The sequence below is a fragment of the uncultured Microbulbifer sp. genome, assembly GCF_947498635.1.
Classification (GTDB): domain Bacteria; phylum Pseudomonadota; class Gammaproteobacteria; order Pseudomonadales; family Cellvibrionaceae; genus Microbulbifer; species Microbulbifer echini.
This window is the reverse complement of record NZ_CANMKV010000013.1, coordinates 1-26,174: the sequence shown is the minus strand read 5'-3', so window position 1 is coordinate 26,174 and position 26,174 is coordinate 1. Positions and strand designations below refer to the sequence as shown.

The following is a 26,174-nucleotide window of genomic DNA, read 5'->3' as shown; positions in this document are numbered from 1 at the left end:
GACTCCAAACATCGTCCGGAGCCCTTTTGTGCAGAAGTTAATTAGGCCTTGTTCTTTGCCACGATCTCATCGGCAACATTTTTCGGCGCTTCGGCGTACTTCAGGAACTCCATGGTGTAGGTAGCACGACCCTGGGTAGCAGAGCGAAGATCGGTTGCATAACCGAACATCTCCGCCAAAGGTACTTCCGCGTTAATAACCTTACCCGCGGGGTTATCTTCCATACCCTGGATGAGGCCACGGCGACGATTGAGGTCGCCAACCACATCACCCATGTTCTCTTCTGGCGTTACCACTTCCACCTTCATCATCGGCTCGAGCAGCACTGCGCCGCCATGACTGGACAGTTTCTTGGTCGCCATGGAGCCGGCGATTTTAAACGCCATCTCGTTGGAGTCCACATCGTGAAAGGAACCGTCGTACAGAGTCGCCTTCAGGCCCAGCAGCGGGTAGCCAGCCAGAACACCGTTCTTCATCTGCTCTTCGATACCTTTCTGCACCGCCGGAATATATTCCTTCGGTACCGCACCGCCCACAATTTCGTTAACGAATTCCAGACCTTCCTGAGACTCGTCTTCTGCGGGCTCGAACTTCACCCATACGTGACCGTACTGACCACGGCCACCAGACTGACGAACGAACTTACCTTCGATCTCAGAGGTGTTGCGAATGGTCTCGCGGTAGGCCACCTGAGGCTTACCGATGTTCGCTTCAACATTGAACTCGCGACGCATGCGGTCAACGATGATGTCCAGGTGTAGTTCACCCATACCACCAATGATGGTCTGGCCAGTTTCTTCGTCGGTCTTCACGCGAAAAGACGGGTCTTCCTGGGCCAATTTGCCCAATGCGATACCCATTTTTTCCTGGTCCGGCTTGGACTTGGGCTCAACAGCAACGTGAATTACGGGCTCAGGAAACTCCATGCGCTCGAGAACGATCTTGGCGTTTTCGGCACACAGAGTGTCACCAGTGGTTACATCTTTCAGACCAATCGCAGCTGCGATGTCGCCCGCCAGAACCTCTTTAATCTCTTTGCGATCGTTAGAGTGCATCTGCACCATACGACCAACACGCTCTTTCTTCATTTTTACGGAGTTGTACACCGCAGTGCCGCTCTCCAGCTTGCCGGAGTAAACGCGGAAGAAAGTTAGAGTACCAACGAAGGGGTCAGTGGCAATTTTGAAGGCCAGTGCAGCGAACGGAGCATTGTCGTCAGCCTCACGGGTCTCAACAGTTTCATCGTCGTCCAGAGTACCTTCGATCGCCTTAACTTCAGTCGGCGCCGGCAGGTATTCAATTACAGCGTCCAGAACAGCCTGTACACCCTTGTTCTTAAACGCAGAGCCGCCCAGGACCGGTACGATCTCGTTGGCCAAAGTAAGCTGACGAATAGCTGCCTTGACCTCTTCTTCAGTCAGCTCACCCTCTTCCAGGTACTTCTCCATCAACTCTTCGCTGGCTTCGGCCGCAGCCTCCAGCAGGTGCTCGCGCATCTCGTCGCACTCATCCTGCATCTCAGCGGGAATGTCAGCGTATTCGAACGTCATGCCCTGGTCGGCTTCATTCCACAGAATGGCCTTCATTTTCACCAGGTCGACAACGCCTTTAAACTCGTCCTCAGCACCGATAGTCATTTGCAGAGGGACAGCGTTCGCGTTCAGACGGTCTTTCAGCTGGCTTACAACCCTACGGAAGTCTGCTCCGGCGCGGTCCATTTTGTTGACGAATACCATGCGCGGTACTTCGTATTTGTTCGCCTGGCGCCAAACGGTCTCAGTTTGCGGCTGAACACCAGAGGAGCCACACAGCACAACAACAGCGCCATCGAGTACACGCAGGGAACGCTCAACTTCAATGGTGAAGTCAACGTGTCCCGGAGTGTCAATGATGTTTACACGGTGCTGATCGAACTGCTGCTGCATACCAGACCAGAAACAGGTGGTTGCAGCGGAAGTGATGGTAATACCGCGCTCTTGCTCCTGCTCCATCCAATCCATGGTGGCGGCACCTTCGTGCACCTCACCAATTTTGTGGGACAAGCCGGTGTAGAAGAGTACGCGTTCCGTAGTGGTGGTTTTACCAGCGTCTACGTGGGCGACGATACCGATATTGCGGTAACGTGTGATAGGCGTTTTACGTGCCACAGTTGTATCCTCGATATAACGGCAAAAGGCAGCCTGGAAATTTCCGTGCTGCCTTTCGGTATTAATTTCCGATGTTGGTAATCATCAGACTTAGAAGCGGTAGTGAGAGAACGCCTTGTTGGCTTCCGCCATACGGTGTACGTCTTCACGCTTCTTGACCGCGCCGCCCTTGTTCTGGGCTGCATCAATCATTTCATTGGCTAGGCGCTGGGCCATGGACTTCTCACCGCGCTTACGGGAGAACTCTACCAGCCAACGCATTGCCAGAGCCGTACGGCGCGAGGGACGCACTTCTACAGGCACCTGATAAGTCGCACCACCAACACGGCGGGACTTTACTTCCACCATAGGCGCGATATTTTCCAAAGACTCTTCAAATACTTCGATCGGGTCTTTGTTCATTTTTTCAGAAATAGTATCGAGAGCACCGTATACGATACGCTCTGCTACTGATTTCTTGCCGCTGATCATGACGTGGTTCATGAACTTGGCCAGGGTGACGTTCCCGAACTTGGGGTCGGGTAGTACTTCGCGTTTAGCGACTACTCGTCTTCTTGGCATGGGTATTGCCTCTCTTCAGGGTTATTCTGAGACGCCGCCGTAAAACCTTACAATCCGGCGAGCTCAGCCTTACTCCGGTTGGAAACCGAAACGCAAATCGTTAAAGGCGATTAACCTTTAGGACGCTTGGCACCGTACTTAGAACGGCCCTGCTTGCGGTCGTTTACGCCGGCACAGTCCAGTGCACCGCGTACAGTGTGGTAGCGCACACCCGGCAGGTCTTTTACACGACCGCCGCGAATCAGCACCACGCTGTGCTCTTGCAGATTGTGGCCTTCACCACCGATGTACGAAGTTACTTCGTAACCGTTGGTCAAACGCACACGGCAAACCTTGCGCAGTGCGGAGTTCGGCTTTTTCGGTGTAGTGGTGTACACACGAGTGCAAACTCCACGACGCTGAGGGCTAGCCTGCAGAGCGGGAACGTCGCTTTTTTCGACTTTGCGTTTTCTCGGCTTACGAACCAACTGGTTGATCGTTGCCATTAAAAATCACTCCAAAAATAAAATGCCCCCACCTCTAAAAGTGAGGGCCTATCGTCTGTGTGTAGCGCCAACCCTTAGGTCGGACGAAACACCCCACATAAGCGGGGGCCGCATTCTATAAGCGACAACCCGCCTAGTCAATCGGCGACGGAAGTACGTGCTTACACCACAGACAGTCGCCAATATCATTTTGGCACCTAAGTGCCTGGGCATCCTCCACTCCACCCTCGTGGCGGAGTGGAGAAATACCTTATTCGCCAGAGGACTTAAGTGCCTCAGTCAGCGCCGCTTCCACCTCTGCTGCGGAAGGACCTTCACCGAAGCTCTCCTCCAGCTTCAGGCTGCGCTTGCGCTTGCGCTCCGCGTGGTAGGCAAGGCCGGTACCGGCCGGAATCAGGCGGCCTACCACCACGTTTTCCTTCAGACCGCGCAACTTATCTTCCTTGCCGGTGACCGCCGCTTCCGTCAGAACGCGGGTGGTCTCCTGGAAGGAGGCCGCGGACAAGAAGGATTCGGTGGCCAGAGACGCTTTGGTGATACCCAGCAGCAGGCGCTCGAACTGGGCGGGCTGCTTGTTCTCTGCACGCAGCTGCTCGTTCTCTTCGATCACGCGCTGGTATTCAACCTGGTCGCCCTTAATGAAGCCGGAGTCACCCATCTCGGTGATTTCAACCTTACGCAGCATCTGACGCACGATGGTCTCGATGTGCTTATCGTTAATACCTACACCCTGGAGACGGTAAACCTCCTGGATTTCGTTGGTGATGTAGCGAGCGAGCTCTTCAACACCTTTCAGGCGCAGGATGTCGTGGGGGTTGGACGGGCCATCGGAGATCACCTCACCCTTCTCTACCGTTTCACCTTCGAACACGGTCAGCTGGCGATGCTTCGGAATCAGAACCTCGTAGTGGTCCTTACCGTTGGCCAGCGGCTTACCGTCACGCGGAGTAATCTGCAGACGAACCTTGCCTTTGGTCTCTTTACCGAAGGAAACGGTACCGGAGATTTCCGCCAGGATGGACGGCTCTTTCGGCTTACGCGCTTCGAACAGGTCGGCAACACGCGGCAGACCACCGGTGATGTCCTTGGTACCGCCAGATTCCTGCGGAATACGCGCGATAACATCACCCACATTCACCTTGTTGCCATCGGCCAGGCTGAGGATGGCGCGCGGAGGCAGTGCGTAGTGCGCAGGCGCATTACTATCAGCCAGAGTCAGCTCTTCACCGTTTTCATCGACCAGAGTCACCGCCGGACGCAGGTCTTTACCCGCGGCCGGGCGCTCAGCCGGATCAATGACTTCGATAGAGGACAGGCCGGTAATTTCATCGGTCTGCTTGCGGATAGAGAGACCGTCTTCCATGCCGGACAGCTTCACCCAACCGGCCACCTCAGTAATGATCGGGTGGGTGTGTGGGTCCCACTTAGCCACAACCTGGCCACCGTTTACTTCAGCACCGTCATAAACGCTGATCACCGCACCGTAAGGTAGTTTGTAACGCTCACGTTCACGGCCAGCGCTGTCGGCAATAGCCAGTTCCCCGGAGCGGGATACCGCTACCAGAGTGCCAACCTCAGTCTTCACAGTCTTCAAGTTGTGCAGACGTACGGTACCGGACTGTTTGATCTGAATACTGTCGGCTGCAGAAGCACGACTTGCTGCACCACCAATGTGGAAGGTACGCATGGTCAGCTGGGTGCCCGGCTCACCGATGGACTGAGCGGCGACAACACCGACAGACTCACCGGAGTTGGCGCGGTGGCCACGGGCCAGGTCACGACCGTAACACTGGGCACAAATGCCGTGTGCGGTTTCACAGCTGATGGGGGAGCGAACCAGAACTTCATCGATACCCATGGCTTCGATGCGCTCTACCCACTTCTCGTCAATCATGGTGCCGGCGGAAACGGCGATTTCATCGCTGCCGGGCTTCAATACATCGCGCGCTACCACACGACCGAGGATACGGTCACCGAGTGACTCAATAACATCACCACCCTCGATCACCGGCGCCATGGTCAGGCCATCATCGGTGCCACAATCCACTTCGGTAATTACCACGTCCTGGGCAACGTCCACCAAACGGCGAGTCAGGTAACCGGAGTTTGCGGTTTTCAGTGCGGTATCCGCCAGACCTTTACGAGCACCGTGGGTCGAGATGAAGTACTGCTGTACGGTCAAACCTTCACGGAAGTTTGCCGTAATGGCATTCTCGATAATGGAGCCATCCGGACGGGCCATCAGACCACGCATACCGGCGAGCTGACGAATCTGCGCTTCGGAGCCCCGTGCGCCGGAGTCGGCATACATGAAGACAGAGTTAAAGGAGTCCTGCTTGGTCTCATTACCCTCGCGATCGATCACCGCCTCTTTCTTGATACCAGCCATCATCGCCTGGGTTACCTTATCGTTGGTACGGGACCAAACGTCGATAACCTTGTTGTATTTCTCACCCTGAGTTACCAGGCCGGAAGCAAACTGGGTTTCAATTTCCTTCACTTCAGCTTCAGCGGTATCGATCAATTCCGCCTTCTCTGCGGGAATCTCAAAGTCGTTCACACCGATCGAGGAGCCGGACTTGGTGGAGAAATCGAATCCGGTGTACATCAGCTGGTCGGCAAAGATTACGGTCGCCTTCAGGCCGACCTTACGGTAACACTCATTCAGCACACGGGAGATGGACTTCTTCTTCATCGGTTGGTTGACCAGCGAGAACGGCAGGCCATCCGGTACGATATTCCACAGCAGCGCGCGACCGACGGTAGTGTCTTGAATCGAGATCGTCTCGTGCTTCTCACCATCTTCGCCCACGATCATCTCGCGGATACGCACCTTGATTCTCGCCTGTAGACCCACCTGCTTGGCGTAGAAAGCGCGGCTCACTTCCTTGATATCGGAGAAGGACATGCCCTCGCCTTTATCATTCACACGTTCACGGGTCATCCAGTAGAGACCCAGTACCACGTCCTGGGACGGTACGATGATCGGCTCACCGTTAGCGGGCGACAGGATGTTGTTGGTGGACATCATCAGCGCGCGGGATTCCAGCTGCGCTTCAATGGTCAGCGGCACGTGTACCGCCATTTGGTCACCGTCGAAGTCGGCGTTATAGGCTGCACATACCAGCGGGTGCAGCTGGATCGCCTTACCTTCAATCAGCACCGGCTCGAACGCCTGAATACCCAGACGGTGAAGGGTCGGCGCACGGTTAAGCAATACCGGGTGCTCGCGGATCACCTCATCGAGGATATCCCAAACGACCGCTTCCTCACGCTCAACCATTTTCTTGGCGGCTTTGATGGTAGTGGCCAGGCCACGGGTCTCGAGCTTGCCGAAGATAAACGGCTTGAACAGCTCCAGAGCCATTTTCTTGGGCAGTCCACACTGGTGCAGACGCAGGGTCGGGCCAACTACGATCACGGAACGACCGGAGTAGTCCACACGCTTACCCAGCAGGTTCTGACGGAATCGCCCCTGCTTACCTTTGATCATGTCTGCCAGGGACTTCAGTGGGCGCTTATTAGAGCCGGTGATGGCGCGGCCACGGCGACCGTTATCCAGCAGTGCGTCCACAGATTCCTGCAGCATGCGCTTTTCGTTGCGCACGATAATGTCCGGCGCGTTCAGCTCGAGCAGACGCTTCAGACGGTTGTTACGGTTGATCACGCGACGGTAGAGGTCGTTCAGATCGGAGGTCGCGAAGCGGCCGCCATCCAGCGGTACCAGCGGACGCAGATCCGGCGGCAGAACCGGCAGGGCCTTCATTACCATCCACTCCGGGTTGTTGCCGGACTTGTAGAAGGCTTCCAGCAGCTTCAGGCGCTTGGACAGTTTCTTGATCTTGGTTTCGGAGTTGGTGGCCGGAATCTCTTCGCGCAGGCGCTGGATTTCCGCGGGCAACTCGATGTCGCTCATCAGCTCCTGGATCGCCTCGGCGCCCATTTTCGCTTCGAATTCATCAGCGAACTCTTCCATCGCTTCGAAGTACTGCTCATCGTTGAGCAGCTGTCCGCGCTCCAGGGTGGTCATGCCCGGCTCGGTCACTACGTAAGATTCGAAGTACAGCACGCGCTCGATATCGCGCAGGGTCATATCCAGCAGCAGGCCGATACGGGACGGCAGGGACTTCAGGAACCAGATGTGTGCAACCGGGCTGGCCAGCTCGATGTGCCCCATGCGCTCACGACGCACCTTGGCCTTGGTCACTTCAACGCCACACTTCTCACAGATAATGCCGCGGTGCTTCATGCGCTTGTACTTGCCGCACAGGCATTCGTAATCTTTTACCGGGCCAAAAATCTTGGCGCAGAACAAGCCTTCACGTTCAGGCTTGAAGGTACGGTAGTTGATGGTCTCCGGCTTCTTTACTTCGCCGTAGGACCAGGAGCGGATCATGTCCGGCGAAGCCAAACCGATACGAATCGCATCAAACTCTTCCAGGTGCTCCTGGGACTTCACCAGATTTAATAAATCTTTCAAGGCCTTTCCTCCACTAGGGGGTAGTCAACCCGGCCGTTACGCCGGGCCGGGCAGGCCGACAACCCTAGTGTTTTCAGGGGTGTCGGCGCTTGTCTCAATTCACCTGCGAACAGGCTTCTGCACCAATCGGTCTTACTCGTGTTCGAGCTCGAAGTTCATGCCGAGAGAGCGGATTTCCTTGACCAGTACGTTGAAGGACTCCGGCATGCCGGGCTCCATACGGTGGTCGGAATCGACGATGTTTTTATACATCTTGGTCCGCCCTTCCACGTCGTCAGATTTAACCGTGAGCATTTCCTGCAGGGTGTAGGCGGCGCCGTAAGCTTCCAGCGCCCATACTTCCATCTCCCCGAAGCGCTGACCACCGAACTGCGCCTTACCACCCAGCGGCTGCTGAGTAACGAGGCTGTAGGAACCGGTAGAACGCGCGTGCATTTTGTCGTCCACCAGGTGGTTCAGTTTCAGCATGTACATGTAGCCCACGGTGACCGGACGCTCGAAAGCATCACCGGTGCGACCGTCGTGCAGAGTAATCTGGCCGGAATCTGGAATGTCAGCGAGGCGTAGCAAATGCTTGATCTCGCTTTCATCGGCGCCATCAAACACCGGGGTCGCCATAGGTACACCGCGACGCAGGTTGTGCGCCATAGCCATCACTTCCTCGTCAGAGAACGTATCCAGCTCTTCTTTACGGCCACCAGTGGAGTTGTACACCTCTTCCAGGAAGCCCCGTACCTTGGCGATTTCCTGCTGATCTTTGATCATCTTGTCGATTTTTACACCAAGGCCCTTAGCGGCCATGCCCAGGTGCATTTCCAGAACCTGACCAACGTTCATCCGCGAGGGAACACCCAGCGGGTTCAGAACGATATCTACCGGCTCGCCGTTTTGGTCGTATGGCATATCCTCAACCGGCTTGATCACAGAGATCACACCCTTGTTACCGTGGCGACCGGCCATTTTGTCACCCGGTTGGATACGACGCTTGATCGCCAGGTATACCTTGACGATTTTGAGTACGCCCGGAGCCAGGTCATCACCGGACTCCAGTTTCTTCTTCTTATCTTCGAAGGCTTCGTCGAGCAGTTTACGGCGCTCTTTCAGCTGCGCTTCCGCCTTCTCCAGCTGCTCATTCAGACTCTCGTCTTCCATGCGCAGCTTGAACCAGTCTTCACGAGGCAGAGCGGCGAGTACCTCAGCGTTCAGCTCCTGGCCTTTTCCAATACCCTTACCGCCGGCAGCCTTCTGGCCCTGCAGTGCTTGTTGCAGACGCTCGAAGGTCGCACCTTCAACAATGCGGTATTCCTCATTCAGGTCCTTGCGAACCTCATCGAGCTGCGCCTTCTCGATATCGATGGAGCGCTGGTCTTTCTGCAGGCCGTCGCGAGTGAACACCTGCACGTCGATCACGGTACCGCGGGTGCCACTTGGCGCACGCAGGGAGGTGTCTTTTACGTCGGACGCCTTTTCACCAAAGATCGCACGCAGCAGTTTCTCTTCCGGGGTCAGTTGGGCTTCGCCTTTCGGAGTGACTTTACCCACGAGGATATCGCCAGCACCGACTTCGGCACCGATGTACACAATGCCGGACTCATCCAGCTTGTTCAGCGCAGACTCACCGACGTTGGGGATATCCGCAGTAATTTCCTCACTGCCCAACTTGGTGTCGCGGGCAATACAGGTCAGTTCCTGAATGTGGATAGTGGTGAAGCGATCTTCCTGTACAACGCGTTCACTAATAAGGATGGAATCCTCAAAGTTGTAACCGTTCCAGGGCATGAATGCGATGCGCATATTCTGTCCCAGCGCCAACTCGCCCAGGTCTACAGAAGGACCGTCGGCGAGAATATCGCCACGGGCAACGCGGTCACCGGTGCTCACGATCGGACGCTGGTTGATACAGGTATTCTGGTTTGAGCGGATGTACTTAGTCAGGTTGTAGATATCGACACCGGCATCACCGGCTTCGACTTCAGCGTCCGCTACACGAACCACTACCCGGCTGGAGTCTACACGCTCAATTACACCACCACGCTTGGCCACCACACAGACACCGGAGTCGCGCGCTACAGTGCGCTCCATTCCAGTACCCACCAGCGGCTTTTCAGCGCGCAGAGTCGGCACGGCCTGACGCTGCATGTTCGAGCCCATCAATGCGCGGTTGGCATCGTCGTGCTCGAGGAACGGAATCATTGCCGCGGCGACAGATACCACCTGCTTGGCGGAGACATCCATATACTGGATTTCGCCCGGATTTTTCAAAGCGAATTCATTGTGGTGACGCACGCTCACCAGGTCATCGACAAAGTTGCCGTTATCGTCAACCGCCGCGGAGGCCTGGGCGATAACATAGTTGGCTTCATTAATCGCAGATAAGTACTCGATTTCGTCGGTAACCTTGCCGTCAACCACTTTGCGGTAGGCGCTCTCGAGGAAGCCGTAGTGGTTGGCACGGGCATAGGTCGCCAGCGAGTTAATCAGACCGATGTTCGGCCCTTCCGGCGTCTCAATCGGACAGACACGACCGTAATGCGTCGGGTGTACGTCGCGGACTTCAAAGCCGGCGCGCTCACGGGTCAGACCGCCCGGGCCCAGTGCGGAAACACGACGCTTATGAGTCACTTCCGACAGCGGGTTGTTCTGATCCATAAACTGGGACAGCTGCGAGGAACCGAAGAATTCCTTCACTGCGGCGGCCACCGGCTTGGCATTAATCAGATCCTGCGGCATCAGGCCTTCAGACTCGGCCATGGACAGGCGCTCTTTCACAGCGCGCTCTACACGCACCAGACCGACACGGAACTGGTTTTCTGCCATTTCACCCACAGAGCGCACGCGACGGTTACCCAGGTGGTCGATGTCATCGACCATACCTTGGCCATTGCGGATATCGATCAATGTTTTCAGTACATCGACGATATCTTCTTTGCTCAGAGTACCCTGACCTTTTTCATCTTCGCGGCCGAGGCGACGGTTGAACTTCATACGGCCAACGGCGGACAGATCGTAGCGCTCATCGGTGAAGAACAGGTTTTCAAACAGGGATTCTGCAGACTCTTTGGTGGGCGGCTCGCCCGGGCGCATCATACGGTAGATCTCAACCAGCGCTTCCAGCTGAGTGCGGGAAGGTTCGGCGCGCAGGGTATCGGAAATAAACGGTCCGCGGTCCAGGTCGTTGGTGTAAAGGGTCTCGAAGTGCTTGACGTTCAGTACACGTAACTGAGCAACCACCTCAGCGGTAATTTCCGTATTACACTCAACCGCGATCTCACCGGTGGACTCATCGATAATATCCTGAGCCAGGATACGACCAAACAGGTACTCCAGGGGCGCTTCCAGTTTTTCAACACCGGCTTTTTCCAGCTGGCGGATGTGGCGCGGGGTGATACGACGCCCCTCTTCCACAATCACCTTGCCCTGCCCGTCTTTGATATCGAAGGAAGCGACATCACCGCGCAGGCGGGAGGGGATCAGCTCCAGGCTGACACTGTCTTCCTGCAGCTCAAAGTTACTGGTCTCGAAGAACATTTCGAGCATTTCCTGGGAGCTGTAACCCAGAGCACGCAACAAAATGGTGGCCGGCAGCTTGCGGCGGCGATCGATTCGCACGAAGACCAGGTCTTTTGGATCGAATTCGAAGTCCAACCAGGAACCACGGTAGGGGATTACGCGCGCGGCGTACAACAGCTTACCGGAGGAGTGGGTCTTGCCTTTGTCGTGATCGAAGAAAACACCTGGGGAGCGGTGCAGCTGGGAAACGATTACACGCTCGGTACCATTAATGACGAAGGTACCGTTATCGGTCATGAGCGGAATCTCGCCCATGTACACTTCCTGCTCTTTAATGTCCTTAATGGACTTATTCGCAGATTCTTTATCGTAAATAATCAGGCGCACACGTACGCGCAGCGGACAGGCGTAAGTGACGCCGCGCAGGGTGCATTCTTTCACATCGAAAGCGGGTTTACCCAGCGTATAGCTCACGTACTCCAAGGCGGCATTGCCGGAATAGCTGACAATCGGAAATACGGATTTAAACGCCGCCTGCAGGCCAACGTCCAAGCGGTCGTCGGGGCGCTTATCGGCCTGTGTAAAATTGCGATATGAATCCAGCTGTATCGCAAGCAGGAAGGGCACATCCATGACCTTAGGCAGTTTGCCAAAATCCTTGCGGATACGTTTTTTCTCAGTATATGAGTAAGCCATTCAAATTCCCCAGCTTGATCAGTGACAAGACTTCGTGGGACTCCATTCGGGAGCCCCTCCGGGCGAGAAGCCTCTGAACAACACAGCTTGGCTGTCCTGTTCAGAAACCTCTCCGCTTGCTTTCGAGCAGCGCAACTGCGCTATGGTTAAATGAGGTTTGCCACGGTTTTATCCCGCCGGCACCGCTAAAACCTCAGTACCGCAAACGGCAAAAAGGCCGGCGGACAAAAGTCCACCAGCCTTACCGCTATATGTCGTTTTAGGCGACCAATAGCGGGAATCGCAACAACCGAATTACTTCAGTTCTACAGTTGCGCCAGCTTCTTCCAGCTCTTTCTTAGCGGCTTCAGCTTCGTCTTTGGTTGCGCCTTCTTTCATCGGGCTCGGAGCGCTGTCAACCAGTGCCTTGGCTTCTTTCAAGCCCAGGCCAGTGAGGCCGCGAACAGCTTTGATCACGTTCACTTTCTTGTCGCCAGCGGAAGTCAGGATTACGTCGAAAGAATCCTTCTCTTCTGCGGCTTCAGCAGCAGCCGGACCGGCTACAACTGCTGCAGCAGCAGTTACACCGAACTTCTCTTCCATTGCTTCGATCAGTTCAACAACGTCCTTAACAGACATTTCGGCAACAGCGTTGATGATATCTTCTTTAGTCAGAGACATGAGTCATTACCTGAATTGGTTTGAGCAGTAACTGCTCGTATTTCGTTTTGAAACCGCGATTCGCCAATGCGAATGTATTACGCAGCTTCCTGCTCTTTTTGGTCGCGAACGGCCGCAATAGTGCGGACCAGCTTGCCAGCAGATGCTTCTTTCAACACGCTCATCAGCTTGGCGATCGCCTCGTCGTATGTCGGCAGGCTTGCCAACAGTGCGACGTCGGTGATCGCGCCTTCGAAGGCAGCACCTTTCAGTTCCAGCTTGTCATTGCCCTTAGCGAACTGGCTCAGGATGCGCGCACCGGCACCTGGGTGTTCGTTAGAAAATGCAAGAATGCTGGGACCTACGAATTTGTCAGTCAGACATTCGTAATCGGTTCCTGCCAGAGCGCGACGCGCCAGAGTATTGCGGACGACTTTCAACCAAACGCCGTTCTCGCGAGCCTCTTTGCGCAGGGCGGTCATGTCATTTACGGTAACGCCGCGGGAATCCGCAACTACCGCCGACAAGGCACCCTCAGCAGCTTGCTGGACATCTGCGACAATCGCTTTCTTGTCTTCGAGTCCAATAGCCATAGTGTCACTCCTGGATTTGAAAAAAACCGGACTTAAACGTCCGATCCGTTCCGGTGCATAAAGCTCAAATCCAGTACAAAATACTGGTTTGGGCGACACCGTCTGCGTAGGCTCAAACCTCTTCTTGGCCAACCTGGCCGAAGTTCGGATTAAGCCAGATACGTTAAACCTCAACGCACCGGGCACCTACGGTCTTTGACGGCCCACTCATCTGCCGAAGCATAGGGTGGACCCCAAAGTTCATTTCGGCGCACAGCCCTCAGGGGCTGCACAGCCATAATTAGATATTCAGTGAAGACTGGTCGATAACCAGACCTGGGCCCATAGTGGTGCTCAGGGTGATTTTCTTCAGGAACACACCTTTCGCAGAAGCCGGTTTGGCTTTCTTCAGGTCTGCCACCAGGGCTTCCAGGTTTTCTTTCAGTGCATTCGCATCGAAAGCAACTTTACCAATGCCACCGTGGATGATGCCGCCTTTGTCAGCGCGGAAACGCACCTGACCCGCTTTGGCATTTTTAACCGCAGTCGCAACGTCTGGAGTTACGGTGCCAGTCTTCGGGTTCGGCATCAGGCCGCGCGGGCCGAGGATTTGACCCAGCTGACCCACAACGCGCATTGCATCGGGAGAAGCAATAACCACGTCGAAGTCCATCTTGCCGGCTTTAACGTCGGCAGCCAGTTCGTCCATACCGATCAGGTCAGCGCCCGCTTCTTTAGCGGCTTCAGCGTTTGCACCCTGGGTGAAAACAGCTACTCGAACGTCTTTACCAGTGCCGTGCGGCAGAGTAGTTGCACCACGAACAGCCTGGTCGGATTTACGTGGATCGATACCCAGATTCACAGAGGCGTCTACGGTCTCTGCAAACTTAACCTTGGACAACTCTTTCAGCAGAGCCACAGCTTCATCGAAGCCATACGCTTTGCCAGTTTCCACTTTTTCAGCGATAGCGCGCTGACGCTTGCTCAACTTAGCCACTTAGAGACCCTCCACTTCGATACCAGCACTGCGTGCGGAACCGGCGATAGTGCGCACGGCCGCGTCCATATCGGATGCAGTCAGATCGGCCTTCTTCATTTCTACGATCTCTTCCAGCTGAGCGCGGGTAACCTTGCCCACCTTCTCAGTGTTCGGGCGACCAGAGCCGCTTTTGATCTTAGCGGCCTTGCGCAGCAGTACAGCGGCGGGCGGAGACTTCATGATGAAGGTGAAGGAGCGATCACTGTATACAGAAATCACAACTGGCACCGGCAGACCAGGCTCTAGGCTCTGAGTCTGGGCGTTGAACGCCTTACAGAATTCCATGATGTTCACACCGTGCTGGCCCAATGCGGGACCAACGGGTGGACTCGGGTTGGCCTGACCGGCCTTAACTTGTAGCTTGATGTAAGCTTCTACTTTCTTAGCCATTACAGCTCTCCTCTAGATGGGTGGTAACGCCAGCTGCAGCTAACCAATACGGCTATAAGAACTGGCTCCCCGCCCCGACCAATAAAATCTATTTTCCGGGGACGCGAAAACCCCCTTCCACCTTGCGGCGAAAGAGGGCAAAAATTCAGACTGGAATCAGGTCTTTTCTACCTGACCAAACTCCAGTTCAACAGGGGTGGAACGCCCGAAAATCAACACCGCCACTCTCAGGCGACTCTTCTCATAGTTGACTTCTTCAACCACGCCATTGAAATCATTAAACGGACCGTCAATGACCCGAACCATTTCACCTGGTTCGAACAATGTCTTAGGCTTGGGCTTATCAACGGAATCGTCAATACGATTCAGAATGGCCTGCGCCTCGCGGTCGGTAATTGGGGCCGGCCTATCTGCCTTACCGCCAATAAAGCCCAGCACTCGAGGGGTTTCTTTTACCAAGTGCCAAGTATCGTCGTTCAGCTCCATTTCCACCAGAACATAGCCGGGGAAAAATTTACGCTCACTTTTCCGTTTTTGTCCTGCTCGCATCTCCACCACTTCTTCGGTGGGAACCAGCACTTCACCAAACAGATGATCCATTTCATGTAGCTCAATACGCTCTTTTAAAGAGCTGGCTACACGCTTCTCATAACCCGAGTAAGCCTGGACCACATACCAATGCTTTGACATGTATCAACCTTTAGCCGATGAGTTTGGATGCCGCCCAACCTAAAGCGGAGTCCAGCGCCCAGAGAATTAGCGCCATAATCAACACAAAAACCACCACAATCACAGTCGTCTGGGTGGCCTCTTGACGAGTCGGCCAAACCACGCGCCTGACTTCCGTTTGCGCTTCGCGCAACAGCTGCCAGAGTGCATTACCCTTCGCAGTATTCACCGCGACAACCAGGGCAGCCAGGCAGATTGCAGTCACTGCCAGTACGCGGTAAATCAGGGGGAATTCGGCATAATAAGAATTGCCCGCGACAGCACCACCAACCAGCAGCACAATCAGCAGCCACTTCAGGCCGTCAAGACGAAAGGTTTTCGCTTCTGCTTTAGCATTCATATATGAAGCCCTTAGCGCACTATAGATAAGCCCTTAGTGCTCAAAAACACAAAAGCCCCACTGACAAGTAGGGTCTTGCGACACCCCTAAACTTATTTCAAGTGGAGTGTTTAAAATGGCAGGCCAGGAGGGACTCGAACCCCCAACACCCGGTTTTGGAGACCGGTGCTCTACCAATTGAACTACTGGCCTGTACATCACGAGCGCCTTGGCCCTCGAAGATAGAGAGGGCTATAGCTCACCCTCTCATCTAGTGCACCACCGGTGAATCCCGGCGGCACGAAGATCAAAGATTATTCAATGATCTTAGCAACAACGCCCGCACCAACGGTACGACCACCTTCGCGGATAGCGAAGCGCAGACCGTCTTCCATGGCGATCGGAGCGATCAGGGTAACAACCATTTGAATGTTGTCGCCCGGCATTACCATTTCAGTACCTTCAGGCAGTTCACACGCACCAGTTACATCGGTGGTACGGAAATAGAACTGTGGACGGTAGCCTTTAAAGAACGGGGTGTGACGACCACCTTCGTCCTTGGACAGGATGTACACTTCCGCTTCGAACTTGGTGTGCGGGGTGATGGAGCCCGGCTTAGCCAGAACCTGACCGCGCTCAACTTCGTCACGCTTAGTACCACGCAGCAGCGCACCAATGTTCTCACCAGCACGACCTTCGTCGAGCAGCTTGCGGAACATCTCAACACCAGTACAGGTAGTAGTGGTGGTGTCCTTGATACCAACGATCTCAACTTCGTCGCCAGTATTGATCACGCCACGCTCTACACGACCGGTTACTACGGTACCGCGGCCAGAGATGGAGAATACGTCTTCGATCGGCATCAGGAACGGCAGGTCTACCGCGCGCTCAGGCTCCGGAATATACTCGTCCAGGGTCTCAACCAGCTTCTTAACAGCGGTGGTACCCATTTCGTTGTCGTCTTCGCCGTTCAGGGCCATCAGGGCAGAACCAACGATGATCGGAGTGTCGTCACCCGGGAACTCGTACTGGTCGAGAAGCTCACGAACTTCCATCTCTACCAGCTCGAGCAGCTCTTCGTCGTCTACCATGTCCGCCTTGTTCAGGAATACCACGATGTACGGTACACCGACCTGGCGAGACAGCAGGATGTGCTCACGAGTCTGCGGCATGGGGCCGTCAGCTGCGGAACATACCAGGATAGCGCCGTCCATCTGAGCAGCACCGGTGATCATATTCTTAACGTAGTCGGCGTGTCCCGGGCAGTCTACGTGCGCGTAGTGACGGGTCGGGGACTCATACTCAACGTGGGAGGTAGCGATGGTGATACCGCGCTCACGCTCTTCCGGGGCATTATCGATGCCGTCGAAAGCAACTGCGTCACCGCCCCAAACTTCCGCACATACGCGGGTCAGAGCAGCGGTCAGAGTGGTTTTACCGTGGTCAACGTGACCGATGGTGCCCACGTTCACGTGGGGCTTGGAACGTTCAAACTTTTCTTTTGCCATTGCAGCCTCCTAATATAGATGAGCCCTCAATGACATCATCTATGTCCAGAACATGCGCATCCGACCCGGAAAAGCCCGACCCCGGACACAAACAACCGCAAGAGCTTTCACCCTCGCGGCTATTAAAAAATGGAGCTCATGGGCGGATTTGAACCGCCGACCTCACCCTTACCAAGGGTGTGCTCTACCCCTGAGCTACATGAGCAAATTATCGCCTCTTGGGCTACCAAAAGGCCTGCCGACCCGAAGGACTTTCCAACCAAACCCAAAACTGGAGCGGGCAGCGGGGATCGAACCCGCATCATCAGCTTGGAAGGCTGAGGTTCTACCATTGAACTATGCCCGCTTACGGGAGCCTCCAGACAAAACTACCTGTTTTGCCGGCAACACCTTACGGTGTGAAAAATGGTGCAGGGGGGTGGATTCGAACCACCGAAGCTTTCGCGTCAGATTTACAGTCTGATCCCTTTGGCCACTCGGGAACCCCTGCCTCAATGCGGGGTGCATTCTCTACACCTTCCGCCGCGCTGTCAACACTTTTTCTTTAAAATTCACAGACTTAGCTGCAAAAATCAATGCTGAACAACACCGGGATAAAATGGAGCTGGCGAGAGGAGTCGAACCCCCGACCGGCTGATTACAAGTCAGCTGCTCTACCAACTGAGCTACGCCAGCACTATCCCGTACACTGCCAAGACCGATAAATCTGCCCTGTCAGTGGAGGCGGGATTCTATGGGATGTTATCCCGACACGCAACACCCTTTTTGCAGATAAATCAGAATTTTTGTGTCGCCTAATACTTCTCTCAAAGAATACGGGCTTTAAATAATTAATTGGTTAGGATCTAGACCTATCGTCCGGCGGCCCTTCAGCCCGCCACCTCAGCACAGAGGTTTCGACGCCGGTCCAACTCTGGATATTCCTGCTGCAACCGATGCCAAAATTCGGGGGCCAAATGATCTGAGGCGCCAGGGGCTAAGACCACCCATCGCTCTCTATGTGTCTGAGGTTCTTCGCGGAGCTGGGCACGAACCCCCCGCCCCACCAGATTATCTGTCAGAGTCTCGGCCCGCTTGCGCTCACTAAAAATACCAAACGAGATACCATCAGCGAGCGCTCCCTTTGGAATTACGTAGCTGTCTATCCCCTGGGCCTGCAATTCACGCAATCGGTTAAAGGCTTCCCGCCGGGAGTTCAACGGCGGCAAAAAGACCCAATAACGCATTGGCCCTTGCATTTCGATATCGCGCAGCTCAGCCGAGGCCTGCAAAGCTTTTAGGCGTTGCACGATCGCTGCTCCCTGATGCTCTTCTGAAAAAGGTCCTAATAAGGTGCAGAGCTGCTCTGCGGAGTGATCGACAAGCGACCGCGCAGGGGAGTCGGTCAAAGGGGGGAGCGTCTGTGGCGACACTTCGCCAACCAGAATAATACGCTTGTTTTGCACCCCCACTTTTTCTTCTGTAACTCTTACCGCCTCTTCTTGAGCGCCGGAGCCCAAAGCGAACCAAGCAAAGATTCCAACATTCAACAACAGTAAAAAAAGAGCTATCCAGCGCATAGTGTGTTATTTCATCAAGGATTACTTAACGCCAGCCCATCCATTACCAGTTCAGGCGCCAGACGATGATCCTGCTGGTAAAGAGCTGACAGCAGCGGAGCATCACCGCCGGTTAGCCACAAAAGAGGCTCCCCGTCACAGAATTCGCACAATTCCTCCAGCGCGCGATCAATAGCCCCCAGTACCATTAGCAGCAACCCGCGATTAATCGCTTCGTCGGTATTGCGGCCAGCCTCAAGGGATTCTATGAAGGCAACTTCCTGCGCACTTTTAGCCGCATGGGTATCGAGATACAGCGATCGCTGCATCAGGCCGATACCTGGGACAATATACCCCCCCAGGTGACGTCCATTATTGTCCAATAAATCCAAAGTTACTGCGCTGCCACAGTCCACAATTAGAGCCGCCCGGCGGTCTCGGTCAAACGCCGCCAGCATGGCCAGCCAGCGATCGGCCCCAAGAAGACGATGGTTTTCATAACCACAGGCAACACCAGCACACTCCTCTAACACCTGGGAAAACTCTACCTCCAAGGAAAACAACGCCTGGATATGCCCCTGCAAAGTATCGGCAACGACCGGGCCCGCCACATTGACTACACGTACTCTTTTGGGATTAAGTAGATCCCACCCTTTAGGTAGGTCTCCGGCACGTAGATCAGCAGTTTGAAAGCTACCCCTGGTCTTTACCTGCCCCTTACTCAACAAGCGCCACTTGCCGCGGGTATTACCTATATCCAATTCGAGAATCAAAGCTGCCCCCGTAAAGAGATTTCGCCACCGTGAAAATGTCGTAATTCACCATCCATATTCAAAATCAAAGCGCCTCCACGGCTTACCCCTGCCGCCACTCCCTTCCAGGTCTGATTACCGGCCTGTAGTGTGACCTCTCGTCCGGCAAACTGATCTAGCTGCATCCAAACATCTCGATAGGCACCAAAGCCCAGTTCTGTGTAGCTATCTAATACCGGCAGTAACTCTGTTAAAAGAGCCGCCGCCAATTGATTGCGGGGAATCCCAGGCTTAACCTGCTGCAAGTCAGCCCAGGGCTGGTCGATCCCACTCGCGCAACTATCACGCAGGCCGCTGTTCAACCCTATACCGATCACCACGGCACAACGGTCGGTGAGATCACCCTTGAGCTCCAGCAAAACCCCCGCGAGCTTGCGACCACGACACCACACATCGTTAGGCCATTTAAGACGTATATCCGGTACCGAGAAGCGGTTCAAAGCCCGAGCAATTGCCACCCCAACGGCAAGGCTCAGTCCTTCAAGACACTGAACGCCGCCATTAAATTCCCACCCAACGGAGAGGCTGATACCGGACGCATACGGGCTGATCCAACGGCGGCCTCGGCGTCCGCGACCCGCACTCTGGCGCTCGGAGAGTATGGCGATGGCATGCCCACTGCCCTCTTCCATCAGAGACAACAATTGAGCATTTGTAGAGTCCACTTCATCAAAGAGAATCAGTTCGCGTAATAGAGCCTCCGCCTTATCATCGAGTGTGCTGTTAATTTTTTTCGCGCAGAGAAGATCCAGCCCACCAGGTATACGATATCCGCGCCCCTTGATGGACTCCAACTGCAGACCGTACTGTTCTAGTTTCTGTATTTGTTTCCACACCGCTGCGCGGCTAACTCCCAAAGCTTCGCCGAGAGACTCGCCAGAGTGCATCTCGCCATCAGCCAATAATTCCAGTACCGGACGCAACGGCTCCAGTGGATATTTTGTGATAGTGTCTTGCAAGGTGATCAACTTTTTATGTAGCGACGAAAATAGCGGTGCCCCAGGCTTGTCAGCACTTCATAACCGATTGTACCGGCGTGCTCAGCTACGGCATCCACCGTCAGGTTATTGTTGAGGATCTCAATCGACTGAAGAGAATCTCGCTCGTCGTGGGACAATGCAGAAATATCAAACGTGGTGGAATCCATGGAGATACGCCCGATTATCGGTAGCTGGCGCCCACAGGCCCAACCGCAGCCCCGGCCTCCTTGAGCGCGAATTATACCGTCGGCGTAACCACCGCGGGCCACCGCCAGCCAGCTCCCCGCCGTCACCTGCTGGGTCGCACCATAACCCACCGACTGTTCGCGACTAACCAGACGTTTCTGCACAATGGGCAGGCTCAACGTCACTGTTGGACGCATCGGATTGGGGGTACCGGGAATGGGGTTAACGCCGTAGAGTGCGGAACCCGGGCGCGCAATATCAAAGTGATAATCCTCTCCGAGAAAAATACCCGATGAATTAGCAAGACTGAGCTGCACCTCCGGGCATAGAACCCGTAACTTTTCACCCGCCTCCTTAAAGCTACGCAACTGAATGTCATTTTGTGGATGCTGCGGCTCATCTGCGCAGGCTAGATGACTCAGTAGGATACGGATATCTGCCGAGGCTAATAGCTGCCTGTCACGCAACAGCAGGTCGAATTCCTCCGGGCCCATCCCCAAGCGAGTCATCCCCGAATCGATTTTTACCGCACAGGGGCCTTCGATTTCTGCTTGAGCACAGATATCGACCCAGTGTCGCAGCTGCTCCAGAGTAAAAAGCGTGGGCATCAGCCCCGCCTTTGCGCACTCCAACTCTGCACCAGCGCGGACCCCTGTGAGGATGACGATCTGGACACTATCACCCAACTCCTTACGCAAACGCTCCCCTTCCGCTTGAGTAGCAACGAAGAAGTCACGGCACCCCTGCCGAAAGAGCGCTGGTACCACTTGACTCATCCCGAGGCCATAAGCATCTGCTTTGACCACAGCGCCACACTTGGCACCGCTCCTCAGACGTTTATTCAGGTCCAGGTAGTTACCAGCAATGGACTGCAAATTAATGCTCAGCAACCCTTCGCGGAAATCGTTCATGCCATCACAACTCTTAGTTCACCAGCTAGGTTGCCCCGAGTAAGCTTTCACGTCGTAAAGCACGGGCACCTACTAATATACACAGCCCAACCAAAGAAAGGGTGACCACAGAGCCAGCCAGGGCCAGGCGTGTCGAAATTGGCTCCCCAGCCATGAGCGCGCTCAGCCACTGTTGCTGCCCAACCAGTGGGACCAGCTGCCAAATGGGAGCATCCAGCTCAATATTGGACAGTTTTAATCCAACTAACAGTGTGACAGGAAGAGCCTGCAAAATACTCAGCTGAACCTGAGCATCCTTGAAGGAGCGGGAACGCAACGACAGTAAAATTTGCAATACGGCAACCAAGAGCGCAAGGGGCAACAATATTATGCTCATCGCTATCAACTCAGAGAGACCTGCAGAAAAGCGTACTCCAATCTCCGCTAACGGGAGCAAACTAAAAGATATCGTCAACACTGCGAGAGACAGGAGTGCACCAAACCAAGCAATACTAGTAACCGCCAAAACTTTTGCCACAACAACCTGCCAGCCGCTTAAAGGTTGCTGCAATAAAATTTCGACACTCATGCGTTCACGCTCCCCCGCCGAGGTATCAATAGAGGGAGCAGTGCTGCATACCATTAACCCCATGATCAATAGTACCGGAACCATCAGCCCCAAAATGGCTACTCCACGACTAGACGGAGTACTGACATCCCGCACCTCAAGTTGCCAGGGGGACAAAGTCTGGGCGGCAATACCTCGAACCGCTAACCGCTGCTGCATGATCGTTTGCTGAAGCCGCGCCAACTGCTCTTGAACCCGCTGTGCTCCGCGCCCTCCAGACTTGTCTGCACTATCCACATATAAATACACCGTAGGGGACAGCAAGTCGCGATAATCTTCCGCAAAATTTTTGCCTATTTGTAAAACCACATCATATTTACCCTGCAAAAGTTCCTGCGGCACCCCACCCTGCAGTGGCTCAATACGCAAGTCTCCCCCACGTAACTGCTCCTCCAATAAAGGAGCATGTTCTCCGCCGACAACAGCTACGGCAAAGGAGGTTTCCGACATTACCTTGTAAGATAAAGCACCACTGCCAATCATCAGCAGAGGAAATAGCAGGGTAAAACCCAGTGTGATCCCTAAAGCCCGTCGATCACGCCAGACCTCTCGAAACTCCTTAAGAAGCAGCCCCCGCATTTGCCGAGATCGCATATTCCTAAAAATACTCATGCCGGCTCCCCTCCCTCAAGTCTCCATAAGCAAGGCGCACAAAACTGTCCTCAAGGTTGCCGCAGCCGGTTTGTGCCATAAGCTCATCGGGTGTTCCGCTGCCAACTATTGCGCCATCCGCCATCACCAGAACGCTATCGGATAGTTCAAGAACCTCCGCCATAATATGGCTGGAAAATAAAATTGTGCTCCCCTCCGAGCGCAAGCGCAGTAGTGTTTTGCGTAACAAGCGGGCCGCGAGTACATCCAGCCCCCGTGTCGGCTCATCAAGAATCAAATGTGCAGGGCGGTGGACCAATGCCCGGGCCAAGGAGACTTTCATTCGCTCCCCCTGGGAAAACCCCTTTGTGCGGCGATTCCAAAGATCCGATAATTCCAGCTCACCCTTTACCGCCAGTAATGCCTCTTCAAGCTCCGTCCCAGCCAGTCCCTGTGCACTAGCAAAAAAGGATAGGTACTCTGCAACGGTGAGACGCTCGTAAAGTCCCTCCCTATCGCCGACAATACCCAGCTGCCGCCGTACATCTTTTGGATGCTGGCTGGGCTCTAGCCCCCCAACGAAAACCTTTCCGCGATCCGCTTTCAGCAGACCAGCAATAATCCGCAAGCAAGTGGTCTTCCCCGCCCCATTCGCCCCGAGCAAAGCCGTGACCTGCCCATCGGCCGCAGAAAAACTAAGATTTCGCAATATAGGTTTCGCCGCGAATTTCTTATAGACAGAATCAACCCTGATCACAGTCCTTTTTCCTCTAAGTGCTTTCGTTTAGGTCCTTCTATTGCGGGCCCATAAATTCCCGCCGTAAAAGGAGGCCTATTTATATCAGTAATACAAGTCTGCTCGAGTTTCTTTTCTGGCGACTCAAGAAACTCTTTAATCAACCGAGGTATACACCCTCTCATTGAATTGATATGGCCACCGCTGCTAACGACCAAGTGCTGTTTATTCACTAAATACCCAAGCTGTTTTTCAGCGTACGCTGGAGGAGTAATCGGATCGGCTTCACCTGAAATCAAAAGTACCGGGTGCTTGCGCAACTCAGGCTGCTCATAAGCTCTATCAGGTACTGGCCAAACTTCGCAGCCACTTTCGAATATCCCGAAGAAAGCATCTCCTACAAAAGTACCCCGGATATCCGCAGCAATTTCCTCCTCGCTAAGCCGGGATAACTCCTCTGCACAGGCGATGGAGAGCGTTAAACCAAGTGACATTCCTGAAGTGCCATCGGGAAATAAACCTAGAATTCCCGATAGCGGATAATAATTACCCAGACCGGCCTGCTGTATAGCAAATGGTATTTGTACAGCCGCCTCTGGAGAGTAAAGTGCAGTACGTATCGCATTTTGTAAAACCCAACGAGACATCGGATGCGCCATTGGCTTCCCCGTATTGGGATCAGGGAAGTCGACCGCTATAGATTTATTCCAATCATTTAATAGTTGATCCAGTACAGTTCTCCAGTTCCCAAATTTAGAACAGCTCACATCAGATAGGCAGTCACGCACCAATATTTTTAATGCGTCTTCGGCTGCTGTCGCGCTCAAAAATACTTTTGAATCGATTGGCGCTACCGCATCCAACACCAGGGCTTTTAAACTATTGGGATACCATTGTTGATAAAGAAGTGCTGTACGAGTCCCCCAGGAACCGCCCCAGAGGGATATACGCTGATGATTGAGGTGCTTTCGCACTCGTTCCAGGTCTTCAACAGACTGCCGGCTACTCAATGAATTCGCAAAATTCGCCTGCTGTAAATAACACTTCTCAAGAGCTTTGGATATAAACTCCAAATCCATCGGTGTATCCCGATCAATACCACAGTCAAATGAGCGGGAAAGCCCAGTTCCTCGACGATCCACCATGACGATTGCATGGTTTTGATTAATTTTTCGAAACTTGTGCAGAAATGGTGCTAAGTCACTCGCCGCTTGGCCCGGCCCCCCAGCAAGGAGATACAAAGGTTCCCGTTGTACTTTATTCATAGCCGGTGATACGAACACGGCCAGAGTCACTTCGGCATCCCCCTCACCTACAGGAATTCGTGTGCATCGTAATGGTTGACCCCAACCATCCAAGTAGCAATCCTGTAAGTCAGTTACTTCCTCCGAGATCAACATGGGGGTAGTCAACAAGCCCCATAACATGACTGCACCATAAAGTAGCCCCCTAAACCCTATCACGACAGTATTCTCCTTAACCTATAACGTCGAGCATGACAGTGTATCCAACTTCAGACATTCCTGTCCTTGGCTAGCTCGAGTCACAGAATTGCATTAGCACCCGCCCTCCCACAGTGGTAAGGTTTCCGTTTTAGTTTGCCCATGATTGCACCCATGAGCTTTTCAGACCGTGAAAAACATTTAATTCGAGCCGCTTTTACTTGGGGCCAGATCACTCAACAGGAGGGTTATACACTTTCTGACCTGGAAATTGAGAAGTCGGTACTTTTCCGCCGCTTACTCGGCGGCCGGCCAGCACTAGCTTTTCCTCCCCCGCTACGGCATGGTTTCCCCTGGTATGAAGTAATTGAAGGGCGTCCTGAACATATTGTCAGTGCCTCCGACGCTTCCCCGGAATCTAGTATCATCGCTCCCGGATGTAAAATAGGTGAAACCTGTATCCTGATTGATGGTGCTTTCTGGCGCGTGGTAGAAACCATCTCTGAGCGAGAGGAGTACATTGTCGAATGGGGACAATACCCCATGCAGTGGCGTCTCAAAAAGCACTGGGAAGTTAACTATGAAATGACCCAGCAACTGCAGAGCTTCCGCAGAGATAATCCCAGCACCCAGGTCAGTTTCGACAACTACCTCAGCCAACGAGACTATCGGGAGTTTCGTATCGATGAGGATCAAACGGTTTGGTTGTGTGAATGGCAACTAAGCCGGATCAGTCTTTCAGGTTGGGTCTGGGTAGGCTCACTGCTTTCTCCAGCAGATACAAGACTGACCCCTATCCATGAAGACCCTCTCGGCCCTATGATTCTTGGCGAGCCAGATATCGATAACGGTGAGGCCTGGCTTCGAATTGAAGAGGCCGATAGTGAAGCCCGTTTTGTTAAACTCGGTGGCTCACACGAATACCTATCTCTCACCTCTGCCAGTACCGCATACCTAAAGGGGTTATTACATAACCTACAGGAAACTCTGGAAGACATTGAAGTAATGGATTGCTGTGGTAACCACCCAATCCGCCGCTTCTCTCTCCCTTCCGCGCTTGTGCCCCTCGATGAGCTGAGCTTGAAAGAGATGCACTACGACTTGGTTCCAGACAATGCCTACGAGCAACAGGAATAGCCCTCCGAGTTCAGCCGCCGGCAAAGCCCCTTTTTGGGGCTTTTGATAACCTACTCACCGCTCTTAAATTTACGCCAACCTTCCACTTACCCACAAGTCGACCGTCAGCTTATCTTCAATTTCCCTGTCCACTTTTATTTTCCCGGTGGTTACCAACAG

The 26,174-nt window shown here is 54.0% G+C and carries 20 protein-coding genes and 5 tRNA genes; 1 reads left to right on the top strand and 24 read right to left on the bottom strand.

The features are described 5' to 3' along the window. Positions 1 to 41 precede the first annotated feature (41 nt). The 24 genes from fusA to Q1A69_RS08580 all read right to left on the bottom strand — a co-directional run bounded on the left by fusA (position 42) and on the right by Q1A69_RS08580 (position 24,731). Complete coding sequence (gene fusA / locus Q1A69_RS08695; RefSeq protein WP_299584105.1) at positions 42 to 2,147, bottom strand: elongation factor G; 2,106 nt, start codon at positions 2,145 to 2,147, stop codon at positions 42 to 44. 90 nt (positions 2,148 to 2,237) lie between these two features. Next, positions 2,238 to 2,708: a 30S ribosomal protein S7 gene (gene rpsG / locus Q1A69_RS08690; RefSeq protein WP_299584102.1), complete on the bottom strand. Its 471-nt coding sequence runs from the start codon at positions 2,706 to 2,708 to the stop codon at positions 2,238 to 2,240. A gap of 110 nt (positions 2,709 to 2,818) precedes the next feature. After that, positions 2,819 to 3,193: a 30S ribosomal protein S12 gene (gene rpsL / locus Q1A69_RS08685; RefSeq protein WP_067150990.1), complete on the bottom strand. Its 375-nt coding sequence runs from the start codon at positions 3,191 to 3,193 to the stop codon at positions 2,819 to 2,821. 250 nt (positions 3,194 to 3,443) lie between these two features. Then, positions 3,444 to 7,673, bottom strand: a complete 4,230-nt coding sequence (rpoC, locus tag Q1A69_RS08680; protein ID WP_299584099.1) for a DNA-directed RNA polymerase subunit beta' — start codon at positions 7,671 to 7,673, stop codon at positions 3,444 to 3,446. Between the two features lie 132 nt (positions 7,674 to 7,805). Beyond that, on the bottom strand, positions 7,806 to 11,879 hold the full coding sequence (gene rpoB, locus Q1A69_RS08675; protein WP_299584096.1) for a DNA-directed RNA polymerase subunit beta: 4,074 nt from the start codon (positions 11,877 to 11,879) through the stop codon (positions 7,806 to 7,808). A 294-nt stretch (positions 11,880 to 12,173) separates the two neighbouring features. After that, a complete protein-coding gene (gene rplL / locus Q1A69_RS08670; RefSeq protein WP_299584093.1) occupies positions 12,174 to 12,539 on the bottom strand; it encodes a 50S ribosomal protein L7/L12 in 366 nt (121 codons plus the stop codon). A gap of 77 nt (positions 12,540 to 12,616) precedes the next feature. Then, complete coding sequence (gene rplJ, locus Q1A69_RS08665) at positions 12,617 to 13,111, bottom strand: 50S ribosomal protein L10 (RefSeq protein ID WP_299584090.1); 495 nt, start codon at positions 13,109 to 13,111, stop codon at positions 12,617 to 12,619. A 280-nt stretch (positions 13,112 to 13,391) separates the two neighbouring features. Then, positions 13,392 to 14,087 (bottom strand): 50S ribosomal protein L1, encoded by a 696-nt coding sequence (gene rplA, locus Q1A69_RS08660; protein ID WP_299584087.1) that lies wholly within the window; start codon positions 14,085 to 14,087, stop codon positions 13,392 to 13,394. Beyond that, positions 14,088 to 14,519, bottom strand: coding sequence for a 50S ribosomal protein L11 (gene rplK, locus Q1A69_RS08655; protein ID WP_143729454.1), 432 nt, complete (start codon positions 14,517 to 14,519; stop codon positions 14,088 to 14,090). Positions 14,520 to 14,675: 156 nt separating this feature from the next. After that, entirely contained in the window at positions 14,676 to 15,209 is a 534-nt protein-coding gene (gene nusG / locus Q1A69_RS08650; protein ID WP_299584084.1) for a transcription termination/antitermination protein NusG, read from the bottom strand. Between the two features lie 10 nt (positions 15,210 to 15,219). After that, a complete protein-coding gene (gene secE, locus Q1A69_RS08645) occupies positions 15,220 to 15,588 on the bottom strand; it encodes a preprotein translocase subunit SecE (RefSeq protein ID WP_152451114.1) in 369 nt (122 codons plus the stop codon). Between the two features lie 116 nt (positions 15,589 to 15,704). Then, positions 15,705 to 15,780, bottom strand: a tRNA-Trp gene (locus Q1A69_RS08640). Positions 15,781 to 15,881: 101 nt separating this feature from the next. After that, a complete protein-coding gene (tuf, locus tag Q1A69_RS08635; RefSeq protein WP_299584081.1) occupies positions 15,882 to 17,075 on the bottom strand; it encodes an elongation factor Tu in 1,194 nt (397 codons plus the stop codon). A gap of 130 nt (positions 17,076 to 17,205) precedes the next feature. After that, a tRNA-Thr gene (locus Q1A69_RS08630) sits at positions 17,206 to 17,280 on the bottom strand. A gap of 67 nt (positions 17,281 to 17,347) precedes the next feature. Then, a tRNA-Gly gene (locus Q1A69_RS08625) sits at positions 17,348 to 17,421 on the bottom strand. Between the two features lie 60 nt (positions 17,422 to 17,481). Further along, a tRNA-Tyr gene (locus Q1A69_RS08620) sits at positions 17,482 to 17,565 on the bottom strand. A 109-nt stretch (positions 17,566 to 17,674) separates the two neighbouring features. Further along, positions 17,675 to 17,750: transfer RNA gene (locus Q1A69_RS08615), tRNA-Thr, on the bottom strand. Positions 17,751 to 17,944: 194 nt separating this feature from the next. Further along, positions 17,945 to 18,634: a hypothetical protein gene (locus Q1A69_RS08610; RefSeq protein ID WP_299584079.1), complete on the bottom strand. Its 690-nt coding sequence runs from the start codon at positions 18,632 to 18,634 to the stop codon at positions 17,945 to 17,947. A gap of 14 nt (positions 18,635 to 18,648) precedes the next feature. Further along, positions 18,649 to 19,386, bottom strand: coding sequence for a type III pantothenate kinase (locus tag Q1A69_RS08605; RefSeq protein WP_299584075.1), 738 nt, complete (start codon positions 19,384 to 19,386; stop codon positions 18,649 to 18,651). Further along, positions 19,383 to 20,384 carry a bifunctional biotin--[acetyl-CoA-carboxylase] ligase/biotin operon repressor BirA gene (gene birA, locus Q1A69_RS08600; protein ID WP_299584072.1) on the bottom strand — a complete coding sequence of 334 codons (1,002 nt, stop codon included), beginning with the start codon at positions 20,382 to 20,384 and terminating at the stop codon, positions 19,383 to 19,385. Before birA ends, Q1A69_RS08605 begins: the two co-directional genes overlap by 4 nt. A 5-nt stretch (positions 20,385 to 20,389) precedes the next feature. Next, a complete protein-coding gene (gene alr / locus Q1A69_RS08595; protein ID WP_299584069.1) occupies positions 20,390 to 21,502 on the bottom strand; it encodes an alanine racemase in 1,113 nt (370 codons plus the stop codon). A 25-nt stretch (positions 21,503 to 21,527) separates the two neighbouring features. Continuing rightward, the gene (locus Q1A69_RS08590) at positions 21,528 to 22,721 is read right to left on the bottom strand and encodes an ABC transporter permease (protein ID WP_299584066.1); all 1,194 of its coding nucleotides are present in this window, start codon (positions 22,719 to 22,721) and stop codon (positions 21,528 to 21,530) included. Continuing rightward, positions 22,708 to 23,457, bottom strand: coding sequence for an ATP-binding cassette domain-containing protein (locus Q1A69_RS08585; RefSeq protein ID WP_299584063.1), 750 nt, complete (start codon positions 23,455 to 23,457; stop codon positions 22,708 to 22,710). The genes Q1A69_RS08590 and Q1A69_RS08585 overlap by 14 nt, the downstream gene beginning before the upstream one ends. Next, the gene (locus Q1A69_RS08580; RefSeq protein ID WP_299584060.1) at positions 23,454 to 24,731 is read right to left on the bottom strand and encodes an alpha/beta fold hydrolase; all 1,278 of its coding nucleotides are present in this window, start codon (positions 24,729 to 24,731) and stop codon (positions 23,454 to 23,456) included. The genes Q1A69_RS08585 and Q1A69_RS08580 overlap by 4 nt, the downstream gene beginning before the upstream one ends. Before the next feature lie 321 nt (positions 24,732 to 25,052). On the opposite strand from Q1A69_RS08580, the gene Q1A69_RS08575 reads away from it, so the two are divergent. Continuing rightward, complete coding sequence (locus tag Q1A69_RS08575; protein ID WP_299584057.1) at positions 25,053 to 26,015, top strand: hypothetical protein; 963 nt, start codon at positions 25,053 to 25,055, stop codon at positions 26,013 to 26,015. Positions 26,016 to 26,174 lie beyond the last annotated feature (159 nt).

What these genes read in the sequence shown, in the direction of transcription:
- Q1A69_RS08610 (WP_299584079.1), bottom strand. Translation starts at nt 18,634, where the DNA reads ATGCGCTGGATAGCTCTTTTTTTACTGTTGTTGAATGTTGGAATCTTT.
- rplK (WP_143729454.1), bottom strand. Translation starts at nt 14,519, where the DNA reads ATGGCTAAGAAAGTAGAAGCTTACATCAAGCTACAAGTTAAGGCCGGT.
- rplJ (WP_299584090.1), bottom strand. Translation starts at nt 13,111, where the DNA reads ATGGCTATTGGACTCGAAGACAAGAAAGCGATTGTCGCAGATGTCCAG.
- Q1A69_RS08590 (WP_299584066.1), bottom strand. Translation starts at nt 22,721, where the DNA reads ATGAGTATTTTTAGGAATATGCGATCTCGGCAAATGCGGGGGCTGCTT.
- Q1A69_RS08575 (WP_299584057.1), top strand. Translation starts at nt 25,053, where the DNA reads ATGAGCTTTTCAGACCGTGAAAAACATTTAATTCGAGCCGCTTTTACT.
- rpoB (WP_299584096.1), bottom strand. Translation starts at nt 11,879, where the DNA reads ATGGCTTACTCATATACTGAGAAAAAACGTATCCGCAAGGATTTTGGC.
- nusG (WP_299584084.1), bottom strand. Translation starts at nt 15,209, where the DNA reads ATGTCAAAGCATTGGTATGTGGTCCAGGCTTACTCGGGTTATGAGAAG.
- rpsL (WP_067150990.1), bottom strand. Translation starts at nt 3,193, where the DNA reads ATGGCAACGATCAACCAGTTGGTTCGTAAGCCGAGAAAACGCAAAGTC.
- secE (WP_152451114.1), bottom strand. Translation starts at nt 15,588, where the DNA reads ATGAATGCTAAAGCAGAAGCGAAAACCTTTCGTCTTGACGGCCTGAAG.
- alr (WP_299584069.1), bottom strand. Translation starts at nt 21,502, where the DNA reads ATGAACGATTTCCGCGAAGGGTTGCTGAGCATTAATTTGCAGTCCATT.
- rplL (WP_299584093.1), bottom strand. Translation starts at nt 12,539, where the DNA reads ATGTCTCTGACTAAAGAAGATATCATCAACGCTGTTGCCGAAATGTCT.
- tuf (WP_299584081.1), bottom strand. Translation starts at nt 17,075, where the DNA reads ATGGCAAAAGAAAAGTTTGAACGTTCCAAGCCCCACGTGAACGTGGGC.
- rpsG (WP_299584102.1), bottom strand. Translation starts at nt 2,708, where the DNA reads ATGCCAAGAAGACGAGTAGTCGCTAAACGCGAAGTACTACCCGACCCC.